We start from the raw sequence: 25,520 nt of genomic DNA, 5'->3' as shown, positions 1-25,520 counted from the left end.
GCAGCTTGATGGGTTTCGCTTCGCTCTACCCATCCTACAAGATCGGCTAAAGCCGCTTGATCGCGAGGAGTTCGCTGCCGGCGGCCTTGATCCTGGCGATGGCAGCCTGCGTGTTCTCCACCACCGTTGCCATGTGATGCGCGTTGGCGTGCACGATCGTTGTCGCGTCGCGCACGATGGCGACATGGCCCTTCCAGAACATCAGGTCGCCGCGCTGCAGCTGCTTGGATTCCGCGGTCGTCAATTCGCGGCCGAGGCCTTCCTGCTGCATGTCGCTGTCGCGCGGGCAGCCGGTGCCGGCGGCGGTCAGCGCGATCTGCACGAGGCCGGAGCAATCGATGCCGAGGCTCGATTTGCCGCCCCACAGATAGGGTGCGCCGACGAATTGCTCGGCGATCGCAACGAAATCGCCTGCCATCGTGTCGAGCGGCGCGAGATGCCGGCGTGGCAGGTGCCAGTCCTCGCGGGTCACCGCGAACGCACCGTCCTCGCGGACGATGGCGAGCTTCGTCCCCATCGCCAGCGCCTCGACCGGTGGCAGCTTGATCGACGGGCCCGGAAACGCCAGCGTGCGCAGCGCCGTGACCTTGTGCGTCGGGGCGGCGCCGGGCTTGGCCAGCGCGGCCTCGGGAATCCAGCCGACATAGCCGTCATCGGCGAGCTGGCCCCAGGCCCAGCCTTCGCCGTTGCGATCATACACCGTGACGCGCTCGCCCCGGAGCGCCTGCGTCATCTGCTCGGCATCGCTCGCCGGCGCCTGGCGCAGCGGCGCGATGGCCTCGCCGACCTCGAGCACTTCGCCTTCGACGAAGCGCAAGGCCTTGACCTTGCCCTCGAGATATTTCGCCGCGACGTCGTCGCGGGCCGGCGTCAGACGGGGGTCATGCATAGCGCTGGCTCAGCAATTTGTAGATCGCGCGCGCCGCCTGGCACTCGCCGCCTTCGGGACGGCCGGGCTTTGCCGACGGCGTCCAGCCGTAGATGTCGACGTGCAGCCAGCTCCTCGCGTGCTCAACGAAGCGCTGCAGGAACAGCGCGCAGGTGATCGAGCCCGCGAAACCGCCTGACGGTGCGTTGGTGATGTCGGCGGTCTTGGAGTCGAGCCAGGCGTCGTAGGCCGGCCACAGCGGCATCCGCCAGAGCGGGTCGTTCTCGCTCTTCGCACAAGATGCGACGTCGCCGGCAAGCGCCTCGTCATTGGTGTAAAACGGCGGCAGATCCGGGCCCAGCGCCACCCGCGCGGCGCCGGTCAGCGTGCCCAGATCGACCAAAAGATCGGGCGTCTCCTCGTCGGCGAGCGCCAGCGCGTCGGCGAGCACCAGCCGCCCTTCGGCGTCGGTGTTGCCGATCTCGACGGTGATGCCCTTGCGCGACTTGAAGATGTCGAGCGGGCGGAACGCGTTGCCGGCAACCGCGTTCTCGACCGCCGGGATCAGCACGCGCAGCCGCAGCTTCAGCTTCGCGTCCATCACCATCTGGGCCAGCGCCAGCACGTTGGCGGCACCGCCCATGTCCTTCTTCATGATGAGCATGCCGCTCGAAGGCTTGAGATCGAGCCCGCCGGTGTCGAAGCAGACGCCCTTGCCGACCAGCGTCACCTTCGGATGGGCGGGGTCGCCCCAGCTCAGCTCGATCAGCCGCGGCGCGCGAGTCGATGCCATGCCGACGGCGTGGATCAGCGGGAAGTTCTGCGCGAGCTCGTCGCCGTCGATGCAATTGAAGGCAGCACCGAACCGCGTCGCGAGGTCGCGCGCCACCTCGGCGAGCTCGGCCGGTCCCATGTCGTTGGACGGCGTGTTGATGAGATCGCGCGCCAGCGCCGCGGCATCCGCCATCCGGGTGATCTCCGCCGTGTCGACGCCGTCGGGCGGCACCAGGCGGACCTCGGGGACCTTGTTCGCGCGATAGCGGCCGAAGCGATAGCAGCCGAGCGCGAAGGCGAGTGCGGCAAGTCTGGTGTCGTGCGGTGCATTGGCGAACCGATAGACGCCCGGCGGCAGCAGGCCGGGCAGGGCGCCGGGCCGGAACGGATCGCGCGCCTTATAGTCGGCGTCCTCGAGACCGAACAGCACTTGCGCGATGCCGCCGTCTGACGCCGGCAGGACGAGTAATTTGCCGGGCTTGGCGGCAAAGTCATTGGCTGCCGCGAACTGGCGCGCCGGCGCCGGCAGCTCGCCCCGAATCGCATCCCATGTCGCCTTGGTGACGAAGGTGATCGGCGTGGCGGCGGTCGTGGGGGCGGTCTCGAACACGGATGGCATGCGGCTCTCGGCGGTTCTGGCGTCGTTGGTGGGCTACTACACGCCTTTCGCCGCGGATGGTAGCGCGCCAACCGTTCACGCGACGTGCAGGGCCGGAACCGGCGCGTCGGCTGCCGACGCCACCAGTTAACCAGACGTTAGGGTTAACAGTCTATTGCTGGCACGCTCGGCTGGAACCGTTCGCCCGATTTCGTGAGTCACAGTGCCATGTGTCGACAGTCCAATCTGACCCGGCATCTCGCTTCCGCAGCCTTTCTGGCGGTCCTGGCCGCCGGGCTTGGCGGTTGCCAGACCATGTCCGACGTGGCGGGATCGATCACGTCCCGGTCCGATCCCACGCCCGATGATCCGCGCCGCGCCGTCGAGGCTTATGGCGAGCGCTATCGCAAGAATCCCAAGGATGTCGCCGCCGCGGTCGCCTACGGCCAGGCCCTGCGCATGACCGGCCAGCGCTCGCAGGCCTGCGCCGTGCTCGAGCAGGCCACGATCGCCAACCCCGGCAACAAGGCGCTGCTTGCCGCGTATGGCCGCGCGCTGGCCGACAACGGCAACTCGCAGGCTGCATTCGACGTGCTGAGCCGCGCGCATAGCCCGGACAATCCGGACTGGCGGATCCTGTCCGTGCAGGGCACCACGCTCGACAAGATGAACCGGCACGAGGAGGCGCGGCGCTATTACGCCAGTGCGCTCAGGCTGGCTCCGGACGAGCCGTCGGTGCTGTCCAATCTCGGCTTGTCCTACATGCTGACCAAGGATTTGCCGAAAGCGGAAGAGACGCTGCGCCAGGCCTATGCCAGCGCTCGCGCCGACACCCGGATCCGGCAGAACCTTGCGCTGGTCGTCGGCCTGCAGGGCCGCTTCGCGGAGGCGGAAACGATCGTCAAGGCCGACCTGCCGTCGGATGAGGCCGCGGCCAACGTCGCTTATCTCCGCGACATGCTGAACCGCAAGGACGGGCCGCGGACCGCGTCGCGTGCGGCGCCGGTCGTCGCCAAGGACGACTAAACCAAACGCGGCAGCTCCACCTCCCCTTGAAAAGGGGAGGTCGCTTTGCTCGTGAGAGCAAAGCGGGTGGGGATCATCTCTCCACGAGGAGCGGTGTCTGCGGCTGACCCCCATCCCGGCCTTCCCCCTTTCAGGGGGAAGGAGAGAGGCAGCCGGCGCAGGCGAGGCAACTCAATGCATCGTGGCGATCTTGATGTAGGACGGCCCGAGGATCACGATGAAGAGGCAAGGCAGGAAGAACAGGATCATCGGCACCGTCAGCTTCGGCGGCAGTGCTGCGGCCTTCTTCTCGGCCTCGTTCATCCGCATGTCGCGGTTTTCCTGCGCCATCACGCGCAAGCTCTGACCGAGCGGCGTGCCGTAGCGTTCGGATTGCTGCAAGGCCATGCACACCGACTTCACGCCTTCGAGGCCGGTGCGGCGCGCCAGGTTCTCGTAGGCGGTCTTGCGATCCTGCAAATAGGACAGTTCCGCGGTCGTCAGCGCAAACTCCTCCGACAGCGCGACCGATTGGCCGGCGATCTCGTTGGCCACTTTCCGGAACGCGACCTCGACCGACATGCCCGACTCGATGCAGATCAGCAGCAGGTCGAGCGAATCCGGGAAGGCGCGCTTGATCTGGAGCTGGCGCTTGGCGATCGCGTTCTTCAGGAACAGCATCGGCGCCTGCAGGCCGGCATAGGCCGCGCCCACGCAAATGCCGATCTTGAGCGTGAGCGACCAGTTCGCGCCGGCAATGAAGAACGTATAGATGATCGCGCCGAGCAGCATCACGATCGGCGTCACCGCGCGGGCGAACAGGAAGGTGACGTAGGGAGCGTGGCCGCGATAGCCCGCCATCACCAGCTTCTCGAGCGCCGCTTCCTGGGCCAGCCATTTGGTGAGGTTGAGATCGTCCACCACCCGGGAGACGACCTGCTTCGGCGACTGCCGCAGCGCCACCTTCTCGGTCTTGGACAGACGTTCGCGCTCGCGCTGCCGCAGACGCTCGCGCTCGCTGGCGACCGCCTTCATGCGCTTGTTGAGATCGCCACCGGCGAGCAGCGGCATCACCAGCGTGTAGACCGTCGCGCTCGCCGCGAAGAAGGCAAGCAGCATGGTCATGAACCTGACGTCGTGGAGCTTGGCGACCAGAAAATCAATCATGCTGCACCGTCAGAAATCGAAATTGATCATCTTCTTCATCACCAGCACGCCCATCGACATCCAGATCGCGCAGGCGACCAGCATGAGCTGGCCCATCGAATTCGTCCACAGCAGGGCGATGTAGTCCGGCGTCGTCAGGAACACGAGGATCATCACGATCGGCGGCAGTGAGCCGATGATGGCGGCGGAGGCCTTCGCTTCCATCGACATCGCCTGGATCTTCTCGGCCATCTTCTTGCGGTCGCGCAGCACCCTCGACAGGTTGCCGAGCGCTTCCGACAAATTGCCGCCGGACTTCTGCTGGATCGCGATCACGATGCCGAAGAAGTTGGCCTCCGGCAGCGGCATCCGCTCGTAGAGCCGGGAACAGGCTTCGCCGAGCGGCATGCCGATCGCCTGGGTCTCGATGATGGCGAGAAATTCGCTGCGCAGCGGCTCCGGCGCGTCGTTGACGACCGCCTTGAGCGATTCGAACAGTGGCAGGCCGGCCTTGATGCCGCGCACGATGACGTCGACGGCGTCAGGCAGTGCCTTCAGGAACGCCTTTTCCCGCCGCTTCTTCAGGAAGCCGAGCAGCCAGCGCGGCGCGCCGAGACCCATGGCAAAGCCGATGCCTGCCGCGCCGAGCATGCCGCCGCCGGCCAGGAACGCCGCGCCGAACCCGAACAGGCCGAGAGCGCCGGAGATCATCCAGAACTTCTGCTCCGACCACCCCAGTCCGGCCTGCGAGATCCGCACGCCGAGCGGGACCCTCTTGTCCTTCTGCCGCCGCGCCTCGAGCTCCTTCAACGATCCTTCGACCTGCTCGCGGCGGGAGCGCTGCGTGCGGTCGGCATTTCGTGTCGTCGTGGGTTCGCTGCGCGCCACCGATGCGCGCCGCGACTCGGCCTTCTTCTCCCCCGAAAGGTAGGGATACAGGAAGACCCAGGCGATGCCGCCCACCGTCGTGGCGGCGAGGAAGGCGAGAGCCAGAGTTTGCATCTGCATCCTGCGTTCCCCTAGACCGGCGCCGGCGCGTCGGAGGCATCCAGCGCCGCCGCAAGCCGCTTCTCTTCATTGTAGTAGCGCGCACGTTCCCAGAAGCGCGGCCGGCCGATGCCGGTCGAGCGGTGCTTGCCGATGATCTTGCCGTTGGCGTCTTCCCCAACCACGTCGTAGAGGAAGATATCCTGGGTGATGATGGTGTCGCCTTCCATGCCCATCACCTCGGTGATGTGCGTGATGCGGCGCGAACCGTCGCGCAGGCGCGCGGCCTGCACGATGATGTCGACCGAGGCGCAGATCATCTCGCGAATAGTGCGTGACGGAAGCGAGAAGCCGCCCATGGTGATCATGGATTCGCAGCGCGACAGTGCTTCGCGCGGATTGTTGGCGTGCAGGGTGCCCATCGAGCCGTCGTGGCCGGTGTTCATGGCCTGCAACAGGTCGAACGCTTCGGGTCCGCGGACTTCGCCGACGATGATGCGCTCCGGGCGCATACGCAGGCAGTTGCGGACCAGTTCGCGCATCGTCACCTGGCCCTCGCCCTCGATGTTCGGCGGTCGGGTCTCCAGCCGCACCACATGCGGCTGCTGCAGCTGAAGCTCGGCGGCGTCTTCGCAGGTGATGATGCGTTCGTCGTGCTCGATATAGTTGGTCAGGCAGTTCAGCAGCGTGGTCTTGCCCGAGCCGGTGCCGCCGGAGATGATCACGTTGCAGCGGACGCGGCCGATGATCTGCAGGATGGTCGCCCCTTCGGGGGTGATCGCGCCGAACTTGACGAGCTGCTCCAGCGTCAGCTTGTCCTTCTTGAATTTGCGGATGGTGAGCGCGGGCCCGTCGATCGCCAGCGGCGGCACGATGGCGTTGACGCGCGAACCGTCGGCGAGGCGGGCGTCGCAGATCGGCGAGGATTCGTCGACGCGCCGGCCGACCTGGCTGACGATGCGCTGGCAGATGTTGAGCAGCTGCTGGTTGTCGCGAAAGCGGATGCCGGTGCGCTGGATCTTGCCGGCGACTTCGATGAACACGGTGCCTGCGCCGTTGACCATGATGTCGGCGATGTCGTCGCGCGACAGCAGCGGCTCCAGCGGACCGTAGCCGAGCACGTCGTTGCAGATGTCGTCGAGCAGCTCCTCCTGCTCGGCGATCGACATCACGATGTTCTTGATCGCGATGATCTCGTTGACGATGTCGCGGATTTCCTCGCGCGCCGATTCGCTGTCCAGCTTGGCGAGCTGGGCAAGGTCGATCGCCTCGATCAGGGCGCCGAAGATCGTCGCCTTGACCTGGTAGTAGTTGTCCGAGCGGCGGGCTTCGACGGCGGGGGCAGGCGGTGGCTTGCTGGGTGCCAGTGGCGGCGACGAGATCGCCGGTGCGGCGGACTCGCGCGACATCGCCGGCGTGCCGGCAGGCTCCGGCGCCTGAAACGCGGGCTTGGGTGCCCGCACGTCCCCATCGTTTCCGCTACGCTTACCAAACACGACGTCGTGACTCCACGCGGACCACTATTTGGACCGCAGCTTTTCGAGCAGGGGCGACAGGAAGGACCCCCTCGGCTTCTTGGTCTCGCCGCGGCCTGTCAGCCGCTGCGCCATCTGCAGAAACATCTCGACCGCGCGGTGATTGGCGGAAATCTCGGCGATCATCTGGCCGTTGTTGGCGGCCGAACCGAAGATCTGCGGATCGAACGGGATGGCGGCGATCGGCTGGCTTTCGATCGCCTTGGCGAACTCACCGGCCGCGATCTCGGGACGCTTCGGCACGCCGACCTGGTTCAGGCAATACAGCGGTGCGCGGTCGTTGGGCCGCGACGCCTTCAGCAGGTCGAACATGTTCTTGGCATTGCGCAGATTGGCGAGGTCGGGCGCCGCCACGATCAGGATGTCGTCGGCCGCGATCAACGCGCGCTTGGTCCAGCCGGACCATTGATGCGGCACGTCGAGCACGATGCAGGGCATCGTGGTCCGCAGCGTATCGAAGATCGCATCGAACGCCTCGGCGCCGAAATCGTAGACCTTGTCGAGCGTCGCCGGCGCCGCCAGCAGGCTCAGATGGTCGGTGCATTTCGACAGCAGGCGGTCGACGAAGGCGGTATCGACGCGGTCCGGCGAGAACACGGCGTCGGCGATGCCTTGCGCAGGATCCTGGTTGTAGTTGAGGCCGGCGGTGCCGAAGGCGAGGTCGAGGTCGGCGACCACGGAATCAAGCGCCAGATCGCGGGCAATCGCCCAAGCGACATTGTGGGCGATGGTCGAGGCGCCGACGCCGCCCTTGGCACCGACGACGGCGACGATGCGGCCGACCGCCTTGGCTTCCGGCGCCGAGAACAGGTTGCAGACCGCGCGCACCACGTCGATCGCATGGGCCGGCGCAATCACGTAATCGCTGACGCCGCGGCGCACCAGCTCGCGATACAGCGTCACGTCGTTGACGCGGCCGATCACGACCACGCGGGTGCCGGCGTCGCACACCGTTGCGAGCTGATCGAGGCCGGCCAGGATGTCGCCGCGGCCCTCGGTCTCGAGGATGATGACATTGGGCGTCGGCGCCGAGCGATAGGCCTCGATGGCAGCCGCCATGCCGCCCATCTGGATCTTGAGGTGAGCCTTGGCCAGCCGGCGATCCTCGCCCGCCGACTGCACGGCGGCAGCGGTCTCGACCGTTTCGCAGAACGCCTGGACCGAAACCCGTGGCGCCGGAGCAATATGGTCGTCCACGGCCTGCGGCGGGGCGTCCGTCTGCTCTTCGGAGTTTTGCTGCGCGTAGGTGATCATTTTCCTGTGTCGCTTAGCTTGGCCCTGTCGGACTCGGGATAACTCGTGGCGGTGGTGGTGCCCTTGCGATACTTGTCGAAGGCAATGTTACGACGCGACGTATAGGCAGGGGTCTCCGCGCGCGGCTGCACGAGGTCGGTCGGGTCTTCGACCATTGCTGCGAGGTTGCGCTGATTGGCGCAGCCGAAATTGTAGTACTGCTTGTTCTCGATGTAGGACCCGTTGTGGATCGACGGGCCGAGATCTTCCGGCCAGAGGCCGCACGGCCCGGCGACCGCTTTCATCTTTGGATAGTTCACGCGGATCGCGGGCATTTGCCGCGGATCCTCGGGACGGTATTTGCGAACGAGGATCCCGCGCGGCGGCACGCCGGCGGCGGTGAACGTGGCCTGGATCTCGCGCAGCGATTCCTGGGCGGTCCGTGCGTTCGGCGTGTCGGCGGGAACGTCGATGGTGACGGCGCCGGTTCCCTCGCGCATCCAGTCCTGCGCCATCCCCATCACCTCGGCGCGCTGCTCCGCAGTCAGGCCGCCGCGGCTGCGGCCGACGAAGACCACGATCGAGCGATCAGCCTCGGTGACCGCGATCGGGTGACGCTGGCGATAGTCGGCCGGCGCGTTCACCATCGCGAAACTGTTGTCCGCGGCGTGCTGGCAGGCGCCGAGCGTCATCGCGAGGCTGACGAGCGCTCCGGCGAGGGCGATGCCGCGCTGGTAACCGGCGGATGTCCTGGATGTGGTCTGTGTCATCGTCCGCCTCAGTCCGTAATGAAGCCGTAAGTGCCGCGGTAATTCCGCGCCGGCTCGGTGCGGCCGGGCACGCCATAGACGCGATTGATGCTGCCCAGCAGGTCGGCCTGCGGATCGGACGCGTTGGCGAAGCCGTCATCCGGACGCGACAGGTCCTTCTGCGCCACCGCGCGAACGACATAGGGCGTCACCAGCACCATCATCTCGGTCTGGTTGTTGACGAAGTCCCGGCTGCGGAACAGCGTTCCGAGCACCGGCAGCGACGCCAGCCCGGGAAGGCCGTTGATCGCCTGCTTGGTCTGGTCCTGGATCAGGCCGGCCATCGCCATCGAGCCGCCCGAGGGAATTTCCAGCGTGGTCTCGGCGCGCCGGGTCTTGATCGAGGGGATCGTCGTTCCGCCGGCGCCGCCGGTCAGCGAATTCTCGGTCGAGACTTCCGACACTTCCGTCATCACGCGCAGGCTGATCCGTCCCTCGGTCAGCACCACGGGCGTGAAGTTGAGCGAAATGCCGAATTTCTTGAAGCTGACGGTCTGGACGCAATTCCCGATCGCGCCTCCCGTCGTCGTCTGACAGGTCACGCCGGTCGGAATTGGAAATTCGCCGCCCGAGATGAAGGTCGCCGATTCGCCGGAGATCGCAGTCAGGTTCGGCTCGGCGAGCGTCCGCACCACGCCTGCGCTTTCCATGGCGCGGAGCGTCGCCGACACCGATGGAGCGGCGCCGAACGATGTGGTGAGGGCGTTACCGGGCACCAGCGGTGCGTTGTTCGCCGTGAACGGGTTGTTGTTGGTGAACTTCACCACGGTGGTGCCGTAGTTGAGGTTCGCGGTGAGGTCGATGCCGAGCTGCTTGATCAGGCTGCGCGAGACTTCGGCGACTGTCACCTTCAGCATCACCTGGTCACGGCCGCGAACCGTGATGGAGTTCACGACTTTGTCGGCGCTGCCGACCAGCCGCGTGGCGATCTCACCGGCCTGCTGCGCTTCGATCGGGCTCGCCGCGCTTCCGGTCAGCATGACGCCTTCGCCGACACCCTCGATCTGGATATCGGCATTCGGCAGCGCTGCGCGCAGCGCCGCGCGCACGCCGTTGAGGTCGCGCTTGACCGCGATGTCATAGGCCGCGATCTGCTGGCCGGCGGCGTCGAAGAACACGATGTTGGTCTGGCCGACCGTCGCGCCGATGATGTAGGCGCGCTGCGCCGAGCGGACCACGGCATTGGCGATCTTGGGATCGGCGACCAGCACGTCCTTGATGTCTCTCGGCAGATCGATCACCACCGATTTGCCGACGCCGAGTGAGAGGAAGCGGGCGTTCATCTGGCCGTCGGCCGCGGCGGGAGCGGCGCGGTAGTCGCCCGCCACCACCGGCGTCAGTGCCGGGTTGAGCGTGAGCGCCGCGACGGCCGAGAACGACAATGCGCGGACCATGAAGGCCCGCATCGTCCGTTGAGTTGCCCCGCCCTTCATCACCTGTGTCCTCATGGTCACTTCTGCATCGTTGCCTGGTTGGCAACGCCAAAGCGGATGACGTTGATCGTTTCACCGCGTCTCTGGTGGTTGTCCTCGGTCCTGACGTCGGTTCCGTTGTTGTCGGCGATGCTGCGCAGCGCCAGCGACAGGACGCCGCTCTGGCGCGCGCGCGCCAGCGTCTCGGTCTGGTCAGGCTTCAGCTCCAGCGTCACCGTCTTGCCGATCAGTGCGTTGGTGCCGTCCTTCTCCTTCGGCGCCTGGTCGATCGCAAGGACGCGGATATTGGTCAGGATGACCTCGGAATTGACGATGTCGGCACCGCTGCGGTCGGGATTCTTGTCGCGCTTCGAGAGCAGGACGTCGACCCGGTCGTTCGGAAGGATGAAGCCGCCGGCACCGGTCTCGGGAGAGATTTCAGTCGATACCGCCCGCATGCCGGTCGGCAGGATCGCAGCCATGAAGCCGCTTCCGTCGGCCTTGACGAGCTTCTGCTCGCGGATCGGCTCGCCCTGGATGAACGGGGCGCGCGCGATCGAGCCGGTGACGTCCTTGATGGCGTCGGCGTGGCTGTCCTTGCGCATGAAGCTGGCGCTGGCGGTCGCCGCCGGCCAGGTCTGCCACTGCAAATCTTCGGCCTTAACTGCCTGGCCGAGGCCGATGTCGGAGCGCGCGACCAGGATGTCGACGGTCGGCAGCTGCGCAACTGGCGGAGGAGCCGCCGGCTTGTCGTCGCTTCCGCTCGCCAAATAAAGCGCCGCAAGGCCGGCGCAGCCTGCAATTGCCAGGACCAGAATGCGGGCCTTATCCATTACGCTTCACTTTCCACATGACGCCGCGACGCTGCCGCCGCCGTGATGGGAGTTGACCAGCTATTCGTCAAAGCATGGTTAATGAGGCGTATCTAAATCGCCTTAACGGGCGGTTACCGCTGCTTTCTCAGCGCATGGCGAAGTGCGCGAGATCGATCGTCTTGATCCAGTCCGTCTCGGGATAGATCAGGAGGGCGCCGAGGGCGAGTGCGATGCCGTAGGGAATTCCGGTCTGCTTGTCGTGCAGGCGGCTGAGCCAGGCCTGGGACGCGAGCGGGTAGGGCAATGGCCATTGCCGCAGCTGCAGCAAGAGCACGGTCAGCGCACCGCCGAACAGCGAGGCAAAGACCAGATAGGGCAGCAGGTGCTCGAACCCGAACCACAGGCTGGCGGCGGCCGCGACCTTGGCGTCTCCGCCGCCGACCCAGCCCATCGCGAACATGCCGAACGCCACCACGAGAACCAGCGCTCCTGCGCCGGCATGGGTGAGGATCTCGTGGACGCCCATCCCGGTCAGCGGCGCCAGGACAAAGAAGCCCGCCACCAGTGCCAGCGAAATCCGGTTCGGGATCGTCATGGTCAGGAGATCGCTCGCCGCCGCAAAGGCCATCAAGGCCGGAAACAGCATCAAGCGTGCGATGTCGAGGATCATGAATTCATGCCGTCAAGCTGGAGCTGCGGTCGAGACCCGACGCTAGCGGCCAATGGTGAACAATCGGAAAAGGATTGCCGGCACCTTCAACAGAGGCTGCCGATCGGCCCCCGACAAATAGCAAAGGTCCCGGGATTGCCGGGACCTTTGATGCGAATTCGTCGAAGCCGGCTTACTTCAGCGAGCCCGAGATCGAGTTGAAGGTACCCGAGAGCTTCGTGCCGACGCCGTTGACTGCAGCGATGATCGCGATGGCGATACCGGTGGCGATCAGGCCGTACTCGATGGCGGTCGCGCCCGATTCGTCCTTCACGAAGCGCGAAACGAGGTTCTTCATAAAATCACTCCTGTGTACACGTGGCTGGTCGAACTAGATTTGGTCTCGCCGGCGTTCTCAGCACCGTGACCATTGCGGCACCCTAGTGTTGGACGATTTCGGCGCAGTTAATTTGATCGCATAAACTCTGCGGGAACCCGCTGATGTTGCGCACAGTAAATTTGGCATTAAGCCGATCGCTAGGATTGCAGATTGTTGCTGAGACCCGACGCCCGTCGTCTATTCACGGCTCCTTAAGCGCACATCTATACCCATGGGGCTTCCGTAGTATGAGGCTGCCATGTCCACCCTTCCGATCGAAGTCATCGAGATGCTCGGCCAGACGATGATGAGGGTGGTGCCGATCACGATCGGCCTCGCGCTGTTCTTCACGGTGCTGACCCACTTCTGGGCCTGCAATCCCGGCAAGCCGTGGTGGCAGAAGCGCGAGCTAGTCACGGACATCTGCTACTGGTTCTTCGTGCCGGTATTCGCCCGCGTGCTGCGCATCGGGCTGCTGGTGGTGGGCGCGGCCGCGGTGTTCGACGTGCACGGCGCTGACGAGCTGATCTCGTTCTACGAGAACGGACACGGCCCGCTGGCGCAGCTGCCGCTCTGGCTGCAATCGATCATTTTCCTGGTCGCCTCCGACTTCATGCTGTACTGGCTGCACCGGATGTTTCACGGCGGCGGTTTCTGGAAGTACCACGCCATTCATCATTCCTCCGAGGATCTCGAATGGATCTCGGCGGCGCGCTTCCATCCCGTCAATCTGCTGATCGGCACGATCTCGGTCGATGTGATCCTGCTGATGGCCGGCATCTCGCCGAACATCATGCTGTGGGTCGGTCCGTTCACCACCTTCCACTCCGCCTTCGTGCACGCCAACCTGAACTGGACGCTCGGCCCGTTCAAATATGTGATCGCCACGCCGGTGTTTCATCGCTGGCATCACACTGCGCTCGAGGAGGGTGGCGACACCAATTTCGCGGGCACGTTTCCGCTCTGGGACATTCTGTTCGGGACATTCCGCATGCCCGAAGGCAAGCTTCCGGATGATTACGGCGTCGACGCCGAGCAGGGCGTGCCGGCCGAGATCGGCGGACAGCTGGCCTATCCGTTCCGTCATTGACCGGACTGCGCGCGCATGAGTGCTGAGACCGCAACCATCCCACAGGCGCGGGCCTCGGTGTTCGCCGAAGTCCCGGCCTGGCTCTGGATGGCGTGCGGCGTCTATGCGCTGCTGCTGGTCGTCGGCGACAGGCTGCTCGCCGATTCCGACACCTACTGGCAGATTGCCGTCGGCCGGTGGATCCTCGACCACCGCGCATTGCCGTCGGTCGATATCTATTCCTTCACCAAGGCGGGTGAGCCATGGGTGTCGTCGTCGTGGCTGGCGCAGGTCCTGTTCGCAAAGGCCTACGGCCTTGCCGGGTGGACCGGGCCCGCGGCGCTGGCCGCGGCCTGCGGCGCCGCCACCTTCGCACTGCTCACCGCCATCCTCAGCCGCGCGCTACCGGCGATCTACGCCAGCCTGATCGCGCTGGCGGCGCTGGTGTTGACCTGCGGGCATCTGCTGGCCCGTCCGCATGTGCTTGCGCTGCCGATCATGATGGTCTGGGCGAACGGCCTGATGGTCGCCAGCGAACGCCGCGAGGCCCCCTCGTTCTGGCTGCTGCCGCTGATCGCGCTCTGGGCCAATCTGCATGGCGGCTTTCTGTTCGGCCTGGTGCTGGCCGGCGCCTTCGCGCTCGATGCGCTGTGGAACGCAGCGCCGGCGCAAAGATTGCCGCTGGCGCTGCGCTGGGCCGCGTTCGGCCTCGGCGCGCTGGCCGCGTGCAGCGTGACGCCCTATGGCTGGGGGACGATCCTCGCCTCGCTCAGGATTCTCAGCCTCGGTGAACTGCTGCATCTCATCACGGAGTGGATGCCGGCGAGTTTCAGCCACGTCGATGCATTCGAGCTGACCATTCTCGGCCTGATCGGCGCGGCGCTCTATTGCGGGGTGAAGCTGCCGCTGCCGCGGATCGCCCTGGCGCTGGGCCTGCTGCACATGGCGCTATCCCATGTCAGGAATCTCGAGCTCTTCGCCCTGTTGTTGCCGCTGGCCGCGCTGACGCCGGTGGCAACCCAGTTCGGCCTGCGTGCCGCAAGCGTGGCCCGGCTGAAGGCCTCGCCCGCCGCGGTGCTCATCGCCGCGCTCTGCGCCTCGACCTGGTTCACTGCGGCGCGTCGGGACATGTCGCCGCCGACGATCCATTCGCCCGCCGCCGCCGTCGACGCGCTGAAGGCGCACAACGTGCAGCGCGTGCTCAATGATCTGCAGTTCGGCGGCTATCTGATCTGGCGCCAGGTGCCAGTGTTCGTCGACGGCCGCGCCGAGCTTTACGGCGAGAGCTTCGAGATGGCCTATTATCGTGCGCTCCAGCTCAAGGACGTCGACGGCTTCCTCGATCTGCTCAAGACCTACAGGGTCGATGCGGTGATGCTCGATCCGGCAACGCCCGCCTCCAGATTTCTCGATCACATCGATGGATGGCAGCGCCTCTACGCGGACGATCGCGTGGTGGTGCATGTGCGTGCCGCCGGCTAGGCGGCGCGGCGGCGCTTTTCCGCGGGATCACCGGGCCGTTGGCCGATCCGTTCCGGAAGTCGTGACATCCGCGCAATTCAGCGGTCGATTTTTGCTCTTCTTAAATGAATTGCCGTCAGATTTGCCTGCGTCGGGCGCCGGTCCGCTGCGTATCGCTTTTGCCGGCTTGTTAACGTCCCGGGGTAAGGTATGTCGTTTCAATCCCAGCGTATTCGCGCCGTCGCGCGCATTGGACTCATCTCGCTGGCCGCAGCCGTTCTGCTGTGGCCCGCATTTGCAACGGCCGCGCCGGATCCGGACCGGATTGCGGTCAATGTCGATCAGGCCAAGCTCGTCAAGCTGCCCGGCGGCATCTCCACCATCGTGGTCGGCAACCCGCTGATCGCCGACGTCACCCTGCAGAATGGCGGTGTTGTCGTCGTGACCGGCAAGGGCTACGGCGCGACCAACTTCATCGCACTCGACCGCTCCGGCCAGGTGCTGGTGGATCGCCAGATCCAGGTCGAAGGTCCGACCGACCAGCTTGTCACTGTCTATCGCGGCGTCGATCGCGAGACCTACAGCTGCATGCCGGTCTGCCAGCGTCGCATCACCCTCGGCGACGGCGAGACCTACTTCAAGTCGACCATGGACCAGGCCGGCTCGCTCAACAGCCAGGCCTCCGGCTCGGGCGCGGCCGCGAAGCCACAGAACTAGCGCGTGTCCGCGCCGGCGCTTCGCACGCCGGGGCAGCCGCCTGCCGCAGGCGGTCCATCCGACATGGTTAAGAAAAGCCTGACGGATCGGGTCGCCCTGTCTCGATCCGGCGAAATACTTCGACAATGAGTCTTGGGTAGTTGTTGCCGCCATGTTGATCCGGGGTCGTTGATGCCGCTGCCCGCTCATTCTTTCGCGCGCCTCCTCCATCGCTTTCGCCGAAACCGCCGTGGCGCGACCGCGGTCGAATTCGCGATGGTCGCGCCGCTGTTTTTCGGACTGCTGTTTGCGATCATCGAAGTGGCGATGATCTTCTTTGCTAGCCAGGTGCTGGAGACGGTGACGCAGGATTCGGCGCGCATGATCATGACCGGTCAGGCGCAGGGCGCCAGCTATACCCAGCAGCAGTTCAAGGACTACGTCTGCGGCCAGGTCAACCCGCTGTTCGATTGCGCCAACGGCATATCGGTCGACGTGCGCAGCTATCCCGCTGCGACGGGCTTCAGCAGCGTCAACATCGCGCCTCCAATCGATTCCAACAACGCATTCATTCCGGCCATGAAATGGTGTCCCGGCAAGGACGGCGACGTCGTGGTGGTCCGGCTGTTCTATCAGTGGCCGCTGTTCGTCACCAAGCTTGGCTTCAATGTCGCCAACCTCGCCAACGGCAAGCGGCTGCTGACCGCGACCGCGACATTCAAGAACGAGCCATCCGGGACCGCCGGGGCGACATGCTCATGAGCAACGTCATGAAAACCCAGGCCGCGGCCTTGCTGCGCTCCGTCGCGGCCCTCTGCAATGACCGCCGGGGCCTTGCTGCAGTCGAGTTCGCTTTCGTCCTGCCGCTGATGCTGGTGCTGTTCTTCGGCACCGTCGAGTTTTCATCCGGTGTCGCGGTCGACCGCAAGGTCACGCTTATGGCGCGCGCCGCGTCGGACCTGACCTCGCAGTCGACGCAGGTGGTGGATGCCGACCTGCAGAACTTCTTCAGTGCCAGCGTCGGCATCATGACGCCGTACGACCCGACGCCGACCAAGGTCACATTGTCGGAAATCTACGTCGATGCCTCGAAGGTCGCGCGGATCCAGTGGAGCAAGGCGGGGGTGATGGCCACGGGCGCCACGCAGGCCACATTGACGGCCTCGAGCCGCAGTCAGGGCGATGTCGTGACCAGCGTCGTTCCGGCGGCGCTGCTGGTTGCGGGCACTTATCTGATCTTCAGCGAAGTCAGCTACAAATACGTTCCGACGGTCGGCTATGTGATGGCCAAGAGCGGCATCAATCTCACCGACGTCGCCTTCACAAGACCGCGCCAATCGGTTTGCGTGTTCTACGCCCCGACGTCCGCCACGATGCCGACGACCTGCTCGACCTATTAGAGCGTTTTCGAGCGAAGTGGATACCGGTTCGCGTGGAGAAAACGCGTCAAAACAAGAATCTAGAGCCCCGTTCCGATTCCATCGGAACGGGAAAAGCTCTAGAGCTTTCGAACGACGCGGACGCCGGTTGGCAATCCAGACAAAAAGGGCCGCACCCGAAGGTGCGGCCCTTGATGCTTTAGCGACAATTTCCTGGAGCTTCGCGCTCCCGGGAAATCGGCTTATCCGGCGGCGCGCAGATTGTCGGCCGAGGATTTGCCGGAACGGCGGTCAGCCACGATCTCGTAGGAGATCTTCTGGCCTTCACGCAGAGTGCCAAGGCCGGCGCGCTCGACTGCACTGATGTGCACGAACACGTCGTTCCCGCCTTCATCCGGCTGGATGAAGCCGTAGCCCTTGGTCGCGTTAAACCACTTCACGGTTCCCATGCTCACGTGGGTAGTCCCTTCTCAGATATACAAGTTCAAGACCCGCTGATCGGCGGGGTGGTGAGATCGAATTTTTGGAAGGGTCGTCAGCGTCTGAACCGGCTGTACCGGTATTGGCTAATGTCGTCCGGCCGAAAATCGATGGGTAGGATATTATTCGATAGAAGGCTTCAAAACAATCCTGAAAACAATCCTGACGTGCGCGATTTTTTGGCCGGCGCAGCCGCCGGCCAATTGTGCGCAGGACATCAGGACGTCATGCCCGCAGCGGTTGCAATACCCCGCTTATCGGCGGCGAAACTGGCCGCCGCGCTGGGCTCCGCCCCGCGGCGGGCCGCCGGGCGCGCCGCTCGGACGTTCGTCCTTGTGCCGGAAGATCAGGCGCCCTTTTTCGAGATCGTAGGGCGACATTTCGATCGTAACACGGTCGCCGGCCAGCGTCTTGATGCGGTTTTTCTTCATCTTGCCGGCGGTGTAGGCGACGATCTCGTGCCCGGCATCGAGTTGCACCCGGTAACGAGCGTCGGGGAGGATTTCGGTCACCAGTCCTTCGAACTGGATCAGCTCTTCCTTAGCCATATGTTTCTCCAGATCGAGCGACGGCTAGTGCTTCGGTCGGTTGTTGCGGTTGGATTGCGGATTCGGCCGGCTCTCGCGATGCAAGAAGGCGACGCCCTGAATGCCTTCGCTGTTGCCGGCCTGCGACGGACGCGGCGACTCGCCCCGGCTCGTCTGCGGCGCGCCATTATTACCACCTCGACGGCGGCGGCGGCGAGGGCCTTTTGCGCCCGGAGCGGCCTCATTCCCACGGACATTATGCGCACGGGGCGCAGAGCGGCCGCCCCGGTGCGGGTGGGTGGCCTGCGCCGGCGCGGCGGCCTCGCGGCCGCCCTGTGTGCGGCGGTCTTCCCGCGGCACGGTAATCCGGATCAGCCGCTCGATATCGCGCAGATAGCCCATCTCCTCGGCACCGGCGATCAGCGAGATCGCGACGCCGTCGGCGCCGGCGCGCGCCGTGCGGCCGATGCGGTGGACGTAGGTCTCCGGGATATTGGGCAGGTCGAAATTCACCACGTGGCTGACGCCGTCGACGTCGATGCCGCGGGCGGCGATATCGGTCGCCACCAGCGTGCGGATCTCGCCGGAACGGAACGCCGCCAGCGTGCGCTCGCGGTGGTTCTGCGACTTGTTGCCGTGGATCGCATTGGCCTCGATGCCGGCCTTGGCAAGGCTTTTCACCACCTTGTCGGCACCGTGCTTGGTGCGGGTGAAGACCAGGGCGCGGTTGACCGGTTCCTGCTTCAGCAGTTGGGCGAGAACCGTCGGCTTGGCCGCGAAATCGACCTGGATCGCGCGCTGGGCGATGCGATCCACCGTCGAGGCCACCGGCGTCACCGCCACGCGGGCGGGGTCGCGCAGCATCGCCTCGGCGAGCTCGGCGATGTCCTTGGGCATGGTGGCCGAGAAGAACAGCGTCTGGCGCCGGATCGGCAGCTTGGCGACGATTTTCCGGATGTCGTTGATGAACCCCATGTCGAGCATGCGGTCGGCTTCATCGAGCACCAGGAACTCGACCTGGTTGAGCTTCAGACCGTTGCTCTGCACGAGGTCGAGCAGGCGGCCGGGGGTGGCGACCAGCACCTCGACGCCCTGCATCAGGGAACGGACCTGGCGGCCCATCGGCACGCCGCCGATGGCGAGCGTCGAGGACAGCCGGATGTGGCGGCCGTAGGTGTTGAAGCTGTCGAGGATCTGTCCGGACAGCTCGCGGGTCGGCGAGAGCACCAGCACGCGGCAGCTCTTGGGTTGCGGGCGCACGCGGTTCTCGAGCAGCCGATGCAGGATCGGCAGCGCAAAGGAGGCGGTCTTGCCGGTACCGGTCTGGGCGATGCCGACGACGTCGCGGCCGGCAAGGGCTAGCGGGATGGTCTGGGCCTGGATGGGGGTCGGCGTGAGATAATTTTCTTCTCGGAGCGCGCGGGCGATGGGATCGGCGAGGCCGAAATCCTGAAAGGAGGTCAAAAGGTGGTTCTTTCCATAAAAGCCGTCGTCGTCCCGGCCCATATCGGCCGGAAGCGTGTGAAGGCATTCGGGGACACCCGCGTGTCTGGGGCGTCAAGCTGGGTTAGCTGAAAGGCGAGCCAGAAGCCGCTTGGGGGCAGCTTGAACACGCAGCTCGCGAAGGCACCGCGACTCTCGCGGGCATGGCCAGGATATGGACCAGGAACTGGGCGGTTTCAAGATGAGATCGCCGTCTTTGGCGCCCGGAGTTCGCTGAACCATCGCGCAAACTGTCACAAATCGATGCCGTAAATTTAGCCAAGATGGCGATTTTGCCTACAAAATAATCTGATTGCTCTTTCGGCAGTCAAGTTGGCGGCTCAATGATTGAGCAGTCGGCTTCCGTATTTGCCCGGAACCGATGAAATTATCCAGCCGGTTCATCGGCTTACGGTGCCCGCGCACCGTGGCACAGTTCTTGCGATTCCATTAACCGCAGGCGGCCAAGCGGCCGTTCGCAGCGTTCCACGCCTGCGTCAGGGAGACGACATTTCATGCTTACTCAGCTTTCTCACAAAATAACGACGATGACCCGCCGCCGCGCGCTCGCGGCGACGGCCGGCCTGGTTTTGGGCCTGGCTGCGTCCTCGTCCCTCGCGCCCGCGCAAGCGGCCGACGACACCATCAAGGTTGGCATCCTTCACTCGCTGTCGGGCACCATGGCCATCAGCGAAACCACGCTGAAGGACACGATCCTTTTCCTGATCGACGAGCAGAACAAGAAGGGCGGCGTGCTCGGCAAGAAGCTCGAGCCCGTCGTGGTCGACCCCGCCTCGAACTGGCCGCTGTTCGCCGAAAAGGCCCGCGAGCTGATCACCAAGGACAAGGTCGCGGTCGTGTTCGGCTGCTGGACCTCGGTGTCGCGCAAATCCGTGCTCCCGGTGTTCAAGGAGCTGAACAACATCCTGTTCTACCCGGTGCAGTATGAGGGCGAGGAGTCCGAGCGCAACGTGTTCTACACCGGCGCGGCGCCGAACCAGCAGGCGATCCCGGCGGTCGACTATCTGATGAAGGAAGAGAAGGTGAAGCGCTGGGTGCTGGCCGGCACCGACTACGTCTATCCGCGCACCACCAACAAGATCCTGGAAGCCTATCTGAAGTCGAAGGGCGTCGCCCAGGACGACATCATGATCAACTACACGCCGTTCGGTCACTCCGACTGGCAGACGATCGTGGCCGACATCAAGAAGTTCGGCTCGGCCGGCAAGAAGACCGCGGTGGTCTCCACCATCAACGGCGACGCCAACGTTCCGTTCTACAAGGAGCTCGGCAACCAGGGCATCAAGGCGACCGAGATCCCGGTGGTCGCGTTCTCGGTCGGCGAGGAAGAGCTCGCCGGCATCGACACCAAGCCGCTGCTCGGCCATCTCGCCGCCTGGAACTACTTCGAGTCGATCAAGACTCCGGCGAACGAGAAGTTCATCAAGGAGTGGCAGGCCTACACCAAGAATCCGAAGCGCGTGACCAACGATCCGATGGAAGCGCACTACATCGGCTTCAACATGTGGGTGAAGGCGGTCGAGAAGGTGAAGTCGACCGATCCGGACAAGGTGATCGACGCGCTTCCCGGCATCGAGGCGCCGAACCTGACCGGCGGCGTGTCGCAGATGCTGCCGAACCACCACATCACCAAGCCGGTGTTCATCGGCGAGATCAAGGGCAACGGCCAGTTCGACGTGGTCTGGAAGACCCCGGGCCTGGTGGCCGGCGACGCCTGGTCGAAGGAGCTCGAAGGCTCCAAGGACCTGATCGGCGATTGGGTCGGCAAGAAGTGCGGCAACTTCAACACCAAGACCAACAAGTGCGGCGGCCAGGGCTCCTGACAACAGGGCTCCTGAGCTCCTGACTGATCGACGACACAACACAACCATCCAAGAACCTGGAGAAGGCGGCACAGCTCGCCGCCTTCTCCTCACACTCCTGCCGGGGTACTGACGTGTTCGCCAATTGTATTGATCGTTTTCGTGCGCTGTTTCTCTCGATCCTGCTGCTGAGCTGCCTCACAGTGCCGGCGCTGGCCGGTCCGTTCGAGGATTCGGTCGCCAAATTCGCCAATGACGAGTTCTCCGACACAGAGGCTGCGATCGGTGAGGTCGCCGCGTCGGGCAATGCGCTGGCCTCGCCCATCATCAGCGCGTTGCAGGACGGCCGGCTCTCGGCCGATGCCGACAGCAAGAAGGTCTTCATCACGCGGACCGACGGCAAGATCGTCGACGCCGCCACAGGTGCTGCCGTCGACAAGCTCCCCGACAACGCCGCCGCCGTCCGCCTCAACAACCGCCTGCGCCGCACCGTGGAGGCCGCGCTCGGCGGCCTGACGCTGCTGTCACCGGATCCGGCCAAGCGCCTCGCCGCCGCGCAGTCGGTGTTCAAGAGCCACGAGGAGAATGTGCTGCCGACGGTCGAGAGCGCGCTCGCCAAGGAGAGCGTCAAGTCGGTCAAGCAGGCCTTCGCCGAGGCGCGCGCTGCCATCATCCTGTTCAAGTCGGACGCATCCGACAGCGACAAGCTCGACGCCGTCGCCGTGGTCAAGGCGCGCGGCGATCAGGAGGCGCTGGCGCTGCTCACCGGCCTCGGCGCCGACCAGCCGCCGCTGGTCGCCAACGCGGCCGCAAGCGCGGTGTCCTCGATCCAGAGCAATCTGGCGATGTGGTCGATGGTGCAGAATGCGTGGTACGGCCTGTCGCTCGGTTCGGTGCTGCTGCTCGCCGCGATCGGGCTTGCCATCACTTTCGGCGTGATGGGCGTCATCAACATGGCGCATGGCGAGATGGTGATGCTCGGGGCCTACACCACCTTCGTGGTGCAGGAGGTGATCCGCAGCCGCTATCCTGCGCTGTTCGACTACTCGCTGCTGATCGCGGTGCCGCTCGCCTTCCTGGTCGCCGGCTTGATCGGTGTCGTGATCGAGCGCACCATCATCCGCTTCCTCTACGGCCGTCCGCTGGAGACGCTGCTCGCGACCTGGGGCCTGTCGCTGGTGCTGCAGCAGGCGGTGCGCACCGCGTTCGGTCCGACCAACCGCGAGGTTGGCAACCCCTCCTGGATGAGCGGTGCGTTCGAGCTCGGCCAGATCACCATCACCTATAACCGGCTCTGGATCCTCTGCTTCACGCTCGCGGTGTTTGCCATCCTGCTGGCGATGCTGCGCTACACTGCGCTCGGGCTCGAGATGCGCGCGGTGACGCAGAACCGCCGTATGGCGGCCTCGATGGGGATCGCCACCTCGCGCGTCGACGCGCTGACCTTCGGCCTCGGCTCGGGGATCGCCGGCATTGCCGGCGTGGCGCTGTCGCAGATCGACAATGTCAGCCCGAATCTCGGCCAGAGCTACATCATCGACAGCTTCATGGTCGTGGTGTTCGGCGGCGTCGGCAATCTCTGGGGCACGCTGGTCGGCGCCTTCACGCTCGGCATCGCCAACAAGTTCCTCGAGCCTGTCGCGGGCGCGGTGCTCGGCAAGATCGCGATCCTGGTGCTGATCATCCTGTTCATCCAGAAGCGGCCGCGCGGCCTGTTCGCGCTCAAGGGTCGGGCGGTGGAAGCATGACGCCGCACATCCTCACCCGTTCGCTCGACCGCGCGGCGACCGCGTTCGTCCTGATCGTCGCCGCGATCGGCGTGCTGATCCCGTTGTCGAACCTGCTGCTGCCGCAGGGCTCGATGTTCCAGGTGCCGACCTATCTGGTCGCGCTGTGGGGCAAATATGTCTGCTACGCCATCCTCGCGCTCTCGATCGATCTGATCTGGGGCTATTGCGGCATCCTCTCGCTCGGCCACGGCGCGTTCTTCGCGCTCGGCGGCTACGCGATGGGCATGTACCTGATGCGCCAGATCGGCAGCCGCGGCGTCTACGGCAACCCGATCCTGCCCGACTTCATGGTGTTCCTGAACTGGAGCAAGCTGCCCTGGTACTGGTACGGCTTCGACAAGTTCTGGTTCGCCGCGCTGATGGTGCTGCTGGTCCCGGGTCTGCTCGCCTTCTGCTTCGGCTGGCTCGCCTTCCGCTCGCGCGTCACCGGCGTGTATCTGTCGATCATCACGCAGGCGATGACCTATGCGCTGCTGCTGGCGTTCTTCCGCAACGATTTCGGCTTCGGCGGCAATAACGGGCTGACCGACTTCAAGGACATCATCGGCTTCAACGTGCAGGCCGAAGGCACCCGCGCGGCGCTGTTCCTGCTGAGCTGTCTTGCGCTGATCATCGCGTTCCTGATCTGCCGCGCGATCGTGACCTCGAAGCTCGGCAAGGTCCTGATCGCCGTGCGTGACGCCGAAAGCCGGACCCGTTTCCTCGGTTATCGTGTCGAATCCTACAAGCTGTTCGTGTTCACGCTGTCGGCGTGCATGGCCGGTGTCGCCGGCGCGCTGTACGTGCCGCAGGTCGGCATCATCAATCCGAGCGAGTTCGCGCCGGCGAATTCGATCGAAGCGGTGATCTGGGTCGCCGTCGGCGGCCGCGGCACGCTGGTCGGCGCGGCGCTCGGCGCCGTCGTCGTCAACTATGCCAAGACGTTCTTCACCTCGGGGCCGCTCGCACCGTACTGGCTGTTCATGCTGGGCGCGCTGTTCATCCTGGTCACGCTGCTGTTGCCCAAGGGCATCGTCGGTACCTTCAACGCCTGGTGGGAGCCGCTGAAAGCGCGGCGCAACTCACCCGACGCCGAGAGTGCCGCGCGCGAAGACGGCATCGGCGCACCGAACCCGGCGGAGTAGGCAGATGAACGTCATGGACACCCGCGCCACCTCGGCCATGCTCTACCTCGACGGCGTGCATGTCTCGTTCGACGGCTTCCACGCCATCAACAATCTGTCGCTGGCGCTCGAGCCCGGCGAGATGCGTGCCATCATCGGCCCGAACGGCGCCGGCAAGACCACGATGATGGACATCATCACCGGCAAGACCAAGCCGGACGAGGGCACGGTGCTGTTCGACGGCACCGTCGACCTGACCCGGCTCGACGAGACCCGTATCGCCGAGCTCGGCATCGGCCGCAAATTCCAGAAGCCGACGGTGTTCGAGAGCCAGATCGTGCAGGACAATCTGCTGCTCGCGCTCAATGTCGATCATTCCGTGCGCGGTACGCTGTTCTGGCGCGGCAGCAAGGCTGAGTCCGAGCGCATTGACAAGGTGCTCGAGACCATCCGCCTGACCGATGCGCGCAACCGCCTCGCCGGCAGCTTGTCGCACGGCCAGAAGCAGTGGCTCGAAATCGGCATGCTGCTGGCGCAGGACCCGAAAGTGCTCCTGGTCGACGAGCCGGTCGCAGGGATGACCGACGTCGAGACCCATCTGACCGCGGAGCTCCTGAAGGAGATCAACAGGAACCACACCATCATGGTGGTCGAGCACGACATGACCTTCGTGCGCGAGCTCGGCGTCAAGGTGACCTGCCTGCATGAGGGCTCGGTGCTCGCCGAAGGTTCGATCGACCAGGTGTCGTCGAACGAGCGGGTGGTCGAAGTGTATCTGGGGCGCTAGCGCGATGCTGAAGATCGACAACATCAATCTCTATTACGGTGCGGCGCAGGCGCTGCGCGGCGTGTCGCTGACCGCCGAGCCGGGCAAGGTCACCTGCGTGCTCGGCCGCAACGGCGTCGGCAAGACCTCGCTGCTGCGCGCGATGGTCGGCCAGTATCCGATCGCCTCCGGCACCATCAATTTCGACGGCAAGGACATCACCGCGCTAAAGCCCTATGAGCGGGCGCGTCGCGGCATCGGCTTCGTGCCGCAGGGCCGCGAGATCTTTCCGCTGCTGACGGTGGAAGAGAACCTCAAGACCGGCTTCGGTCCGCTGAAGCGCGAAGACCGCAACATTCCCGACGACGTGTTCTCGCTGTTTCCGGTGCTGGAGACCATGCTGGGCCGCCGCGGCGGCGACCTTTCCGGCGGCCAGCAGCAGCAGCTTGCGATCGGCCGCGCGCTGGTGATGCGGCCGAAGCTCCTGCTGCTCGACGAGCCGACCGAGGGCATCCAGCCCTCGATCATCAAGGATATCGGCCGCGCCATCTCCTATCTGCGCAACCTCGGCAACATCGCGATCGTGCTGGTCGAACAATATCTCGACTTTGCCTGCGAACTCGGCGACAGTTTTGCCGTGATGGACCGGGGTGCGGTGAAATATGCCTGCGACCGCGCAAGCCTCGATCCCGCCGAGATCAGCCGCCAGATGGCGCTGTGAACAGGATGTGACG

The 25,520-nt window shown here is 65.0% G+C and carries 25 protein-coding genes; 11 read left to right on the top strand and 14 right to left on the bottom strand.

The features are described 5' to 3' along the window. Positions 1–46: 46 nt before the first annotated feature. Both QA635_RS38280 and QA635_RS38275 read right to left on the bottom strand, forming a co-directional pair. Positions 47–889 carry a C40 family peptidase gene (locus tag QA635_RS38280; RefSeq protein WP_283065026.1) on the bottom strand — a complete coding sequence of 281 codons (843 nt, stop codon included), beginning with the start codon at positions 887–889 and terminating at the stop codon, positions 47–49. Then, entirely contained in the window at positions 882–2,261 is a 1,380-nt protein-coding gene (locus tag QA635_RS38275) for a leucyl aminopeptidase family protein (RefSeq protein WP_283065025.1), read from the bottom strand. The genes QA635_RS38280 and QA635_RS38275 overlap by 8 nt, the downstream gene beginning before the upstream one ends. A 207-nt stretch (positions 2,262–2,468) precedes the next feature. On the opposite strand from QA635_RS38275, the gene QA635_RS38270 reads away from it, so the two are divergent. Further along, complete coding sequence (locus tag QA635_RS38270; RefSeq protein ID WP_225645076.1) at positions 2,469–3,266, top strand: tetratricopeptide repeat protein; 798 nt, start codon at positions 2,469–2,471, stop codon at positions 3,264–3,266. A gap of 171 nt (positions 3,267–3,437) precedes the next feature. Here the strand turns inward: QA635_RS38270 and QA635_RS38265 are convergent, their stop codons facing one another. From QA635_RS38265 to QA635_RS38225, 9 genes are all read right to left on the bottom strand, one after another. After that, the gene (locus tag QA635_RS38265) at positions 3,438–4,412 is read right to left on the bottom strand and encodes a type II secretion system F family protein (protein WP_225161343.1); all 975 of its coding nucleotides are present in this window, start codon (positions 4,410–4,412) and stop codon (positions 3,438–3,440) included. A gap of 9 nt (positions 4,413–4,421) precedes the next feature. Then, positions 4,422–5,399: a type II secretion system F family protein gene (locus QA635_RS38260; RefSeq protein ID WP_092086635.1), complete on the bottom strand. Its 978-nt coding sequence runs from the start codon at positions 5,397–5,399 to the stop codon at positions 4,422–4,424. An 11-nt stretch (positions 5,400–5,410) separates the two neighbouring features. Further along, positions 5,411–6,874, bottom strand: a complete 1,464-nt coding sequence (locus QA635_RS38255; RefSeq protein ID WP_283065024.1) for a TadA family conjugal transfer-associated ATPase — start codon at positions 6,872–6,874, stop codon at positions 5,411–5,413. Positions 6,875–6,898: 24 nt separating this feature from the next. Next, positions 6,899–8,167, bottom strand: coding sequence for a CpaE/TadZ family protein (locus tag QA635_RS38250; RefSeq protein ID WP_018269598.1), 1,269 nt, complete (start codon positions 8,165–8,167; stop codon positions 6,899–6,901). Continuing rightward, on the bottom strand, positions 8,164–8,916 hold the full coding sequence (locus QA635_RS38245; protein WP_283065023.1) for a CpaD family pilus assembly protein: 753 nt from the start codon (positions 8,914–8,916) through the stop codon (positions 8,164–8,166). The genes QA635_RS38250 and QA635_RS38245 overlap by 4 nt, the downstream gene beginning before the upstream one ends. A gap of 8 nt (positions 8,917–8,924) precedes the next feature. Beyond that, the gene (locus QA635_RS38240) at positions 8,925–10,403 is read right to left on the bottom strand and encodes a type II and III secretion system protein family protein (protein ID WP_141341582.1); all 1,479 of its coding nucleotides are present in this window, start codon (positions 10,401–10,403) and stop codon (positions 8,925–8,927) included. Between the two features lie 2 nt (positions 10,404–10,405). Further along, on the bottom strand, positions 10,406–11,200 hold the full coding sequence (gene cpaB, locus QA635_RS38235) for a Flp pilus assembly protein CpaB (RefSeq protein ID WP_283065022.1): 795 nt from the start codon (positions 11,198–11,200) through the stop codon (positions 10,406–10,408). Between the two features lie 127 nt (positions 11,201–11,327). After that, the gene (locus QA635_RS38230) at positions 11,328–11,852 is read right to left on the bottom strand and encodes an A24 family peptidase (protein ID WP_028334676.1); all 525 of its coding nucleotides are present in this window, start codon (positions 11,850–11,852) and stop codon (positions 11,328–11,330) included. Positions 11,853–12,024: 172 nt separating this feature from the next. Then, entirely contained in the window at positions 12,025–12,189 is a 165-nt protein-coding gene (locus tag QA635_RS38225; RefSeq protein WP_016842642.1) for a Flp family type IVb pilin, read from the bottom strand. A gap of 280 nt (positions 12,190–12,469) precedes the next feature. Here QA635_RS38225 and QA635_RS38220 point away from each other — a divergent pair, with 280 nt between their 5' ends. The 5 genes from QA635_RS38220 (at position 12,470) to QA635_RS38200 (ending at position 16,836) form a co-directional block, all read left to right on the top strand. Next, the gene (locus QA635_RS38220) at positions 12,470–13,300 is read left to right on the top strand and encodes a sterol desaturase family protein (protein ID WP_026192176.1); all 831 of its coding nucleotides are present in this window, start codon (positions 12,470–12,472) and stop codon (positions 13,298–13,300) included. A 15-nt stretch (positions 13,301–13,315) separates the two neighbouring features. Beyond that, entirely contained in the window at positions 13,316–14,761 is a 1,446-nt protein-coding gene (locus tag QA635_RS38215) for a hypothetical protein (protein WP_283065021.1), read from the top strand. A gap of 189 nt (positions 14,762–14,950) precedes the next feature. Beyond that, positions 14,951–15,457, top strand: a complete 507-nt coding sequence (locus tag QA635_RS38210) for a pilus assembly protein N-terminal domain-containing protein (protein ID WP_283065020.1) — start codon at positions 14,951–14,953, stop codon at positions 15,455–15,457. Between the two features lie 171 nt (positions 15,458–15,628). Continuing rightward, the gene (locus tag QA635_RS38205) at positions 15,629–16,198 is read left to right on the top strand and encodes a TadE/TadG family type IV pilus assembly protein (RefSeq protein WP_283065019.1); all 570 of its coding nucleotides are present in this window, start codon (positions 15,629–15,631) and stop codon (positions 16,196–16,198) included. Continuing rightward, on the top strand, positions 16,189–16,836 hold the full coding sequence (locus QA635_RS38200; RefSeq protein ID WP_057016120.1) for a TadE/TadG family type IV pilus assembly protein: 648 nt from the start codon (positions 16,189–16,191) through the stop codon (positions 16,834–16,836). Before QA635_RS38205 ends, QA635_RS38200 begins: the two co-directional genes overlap by 10 nt. A gap of 221 nt (positions 16,837–17,057) precedes the next feature. On the opposite strand, the gene QA635_RS38195 is transcribed toward QA635_RS38200, so the two are convergent. The 3 genes from QA635_RS38195 to QA635_RS38185 all read right to left on the bottom strand — a co-directional run bounded on the left by QA635_RS38195 (position 17,058) and on the right by QA635_RS38185 (position 19,286). Continuing rightward, entirely contained in the window at positions 17,058–17,270 is a 213-nt protein-coding gene (locus tag QA635_RS38195; protein ID WP_016842648.1) for a cold-shock protein, read from the bottom strand. 279 nt (positions 17,271–17,549) lie between these two features. Then, complete coding sequence (infA, locus tag QA635_RS38190; protein ID WP_016842649.1) at positions 17,550–17,843, bottom strand: translation initiation factor IF-1; 294 nt, start codon at positions 17,841–17,843, stop codon at positions 17,550–17,552. A gap of 24 nt (positions 17,844–17,867) precedes the next feature. Continuing rightward, entirely contained in the window at positions 17,868–19,286 is a 1,419-nt protein-coding gene (locus tag QA635_RS38185; RefSeq protein WP_225161335.1) for a DEAD/DEAH box helicase, read from the bottom strand. A gap of 566 nt (positions 19,287–19,852) precedes the next feature. On the opposite strand from QA635_RS38185, the gene urtA reads away from it, so the two are divergent. From urtA to urtE, 5 genes are all read left to right on the top strand, one after another. Next, positions 19,853–21,148 carry an urea ABC transporter substrate-binding protein gene (urtA, locus tag QA635_RS38180; protein WP_371852088.1) on the top strand — a complete coding sequence of 432 codons (1,296 nt, stop codon included), beginning with the start codon at positions 19,853–19,855 and terminating at the stop codon, positions 21,146–21,148. A gap of 128 nt (positions 21,149–21,276) precedes the next feature. Beyond that, positions 21,277–22,875 (top strand): urea ABC transporter permease subunit UrtB, encoded by a 1,599-nt coding sequence (urtB, locus tag QA635_RS38175; protein WP_425249221.1) that lies wholly within the window; start codon positions 21,277–21,279, stop codon positions 22,873–22,875. After that, positions 22,872–24,041, top strand: a complete 1,170-nt coding sequence (gene urtC / locus QA635_RS38170) for an urea ABC transporter permease subunit UrtC (RefSeq protein ID WP_283065017.1) — start codon at positions 22,872–22,874, stop codon at positions 24,039–24,041. The genes urtB and urtC overlap by 4 nt, the downstream gene beginning before the upstream one ends. A 4-nt stretch (positions 24,042–24,045) precedes the next feature. Then, positions 24,046–24,807 (top strand): urea ABC transporter ATP-binding protein UrtD, encoded by a 762-nt coding sequence (gene urtD, locus QA635_RS38165; protein ID WP_283065016.1) that lies wholly within the window; start codon positions 24,046–24,048, stop codon positions 24,805–24,807. A 4-nt stretch (positions 24,808–24,811) separates the two neighbouring features. Then, a complete protein-coding gene (urtE, locus tag QA635_RS38160; protein WP_018269603.1) occupies positions 24,812–25,507 on the top strand; it encodes an urea ABC transporter ATP-binding subunit UrtE in 696 nt (231 codons plus the stop codon). Positions 25,508–25,520: the final 13 nt, after the last annotated feature.

Source organism: Bradyrhizobium brasilense (assembly GCF_029714345.1).
Taxonomy (GTDB): Bacteria; Pseudomonadota; Alphaproteobacteria; order Rhizobiales; family Xanthobacteraceae; genus Bradyrhizobium; species Bradyrhizobium australafricanum.
Note: the sequence above shows the minus strand (reverse complement) of the source record. Positions and strands in the feature narration are given on the sequence as shown.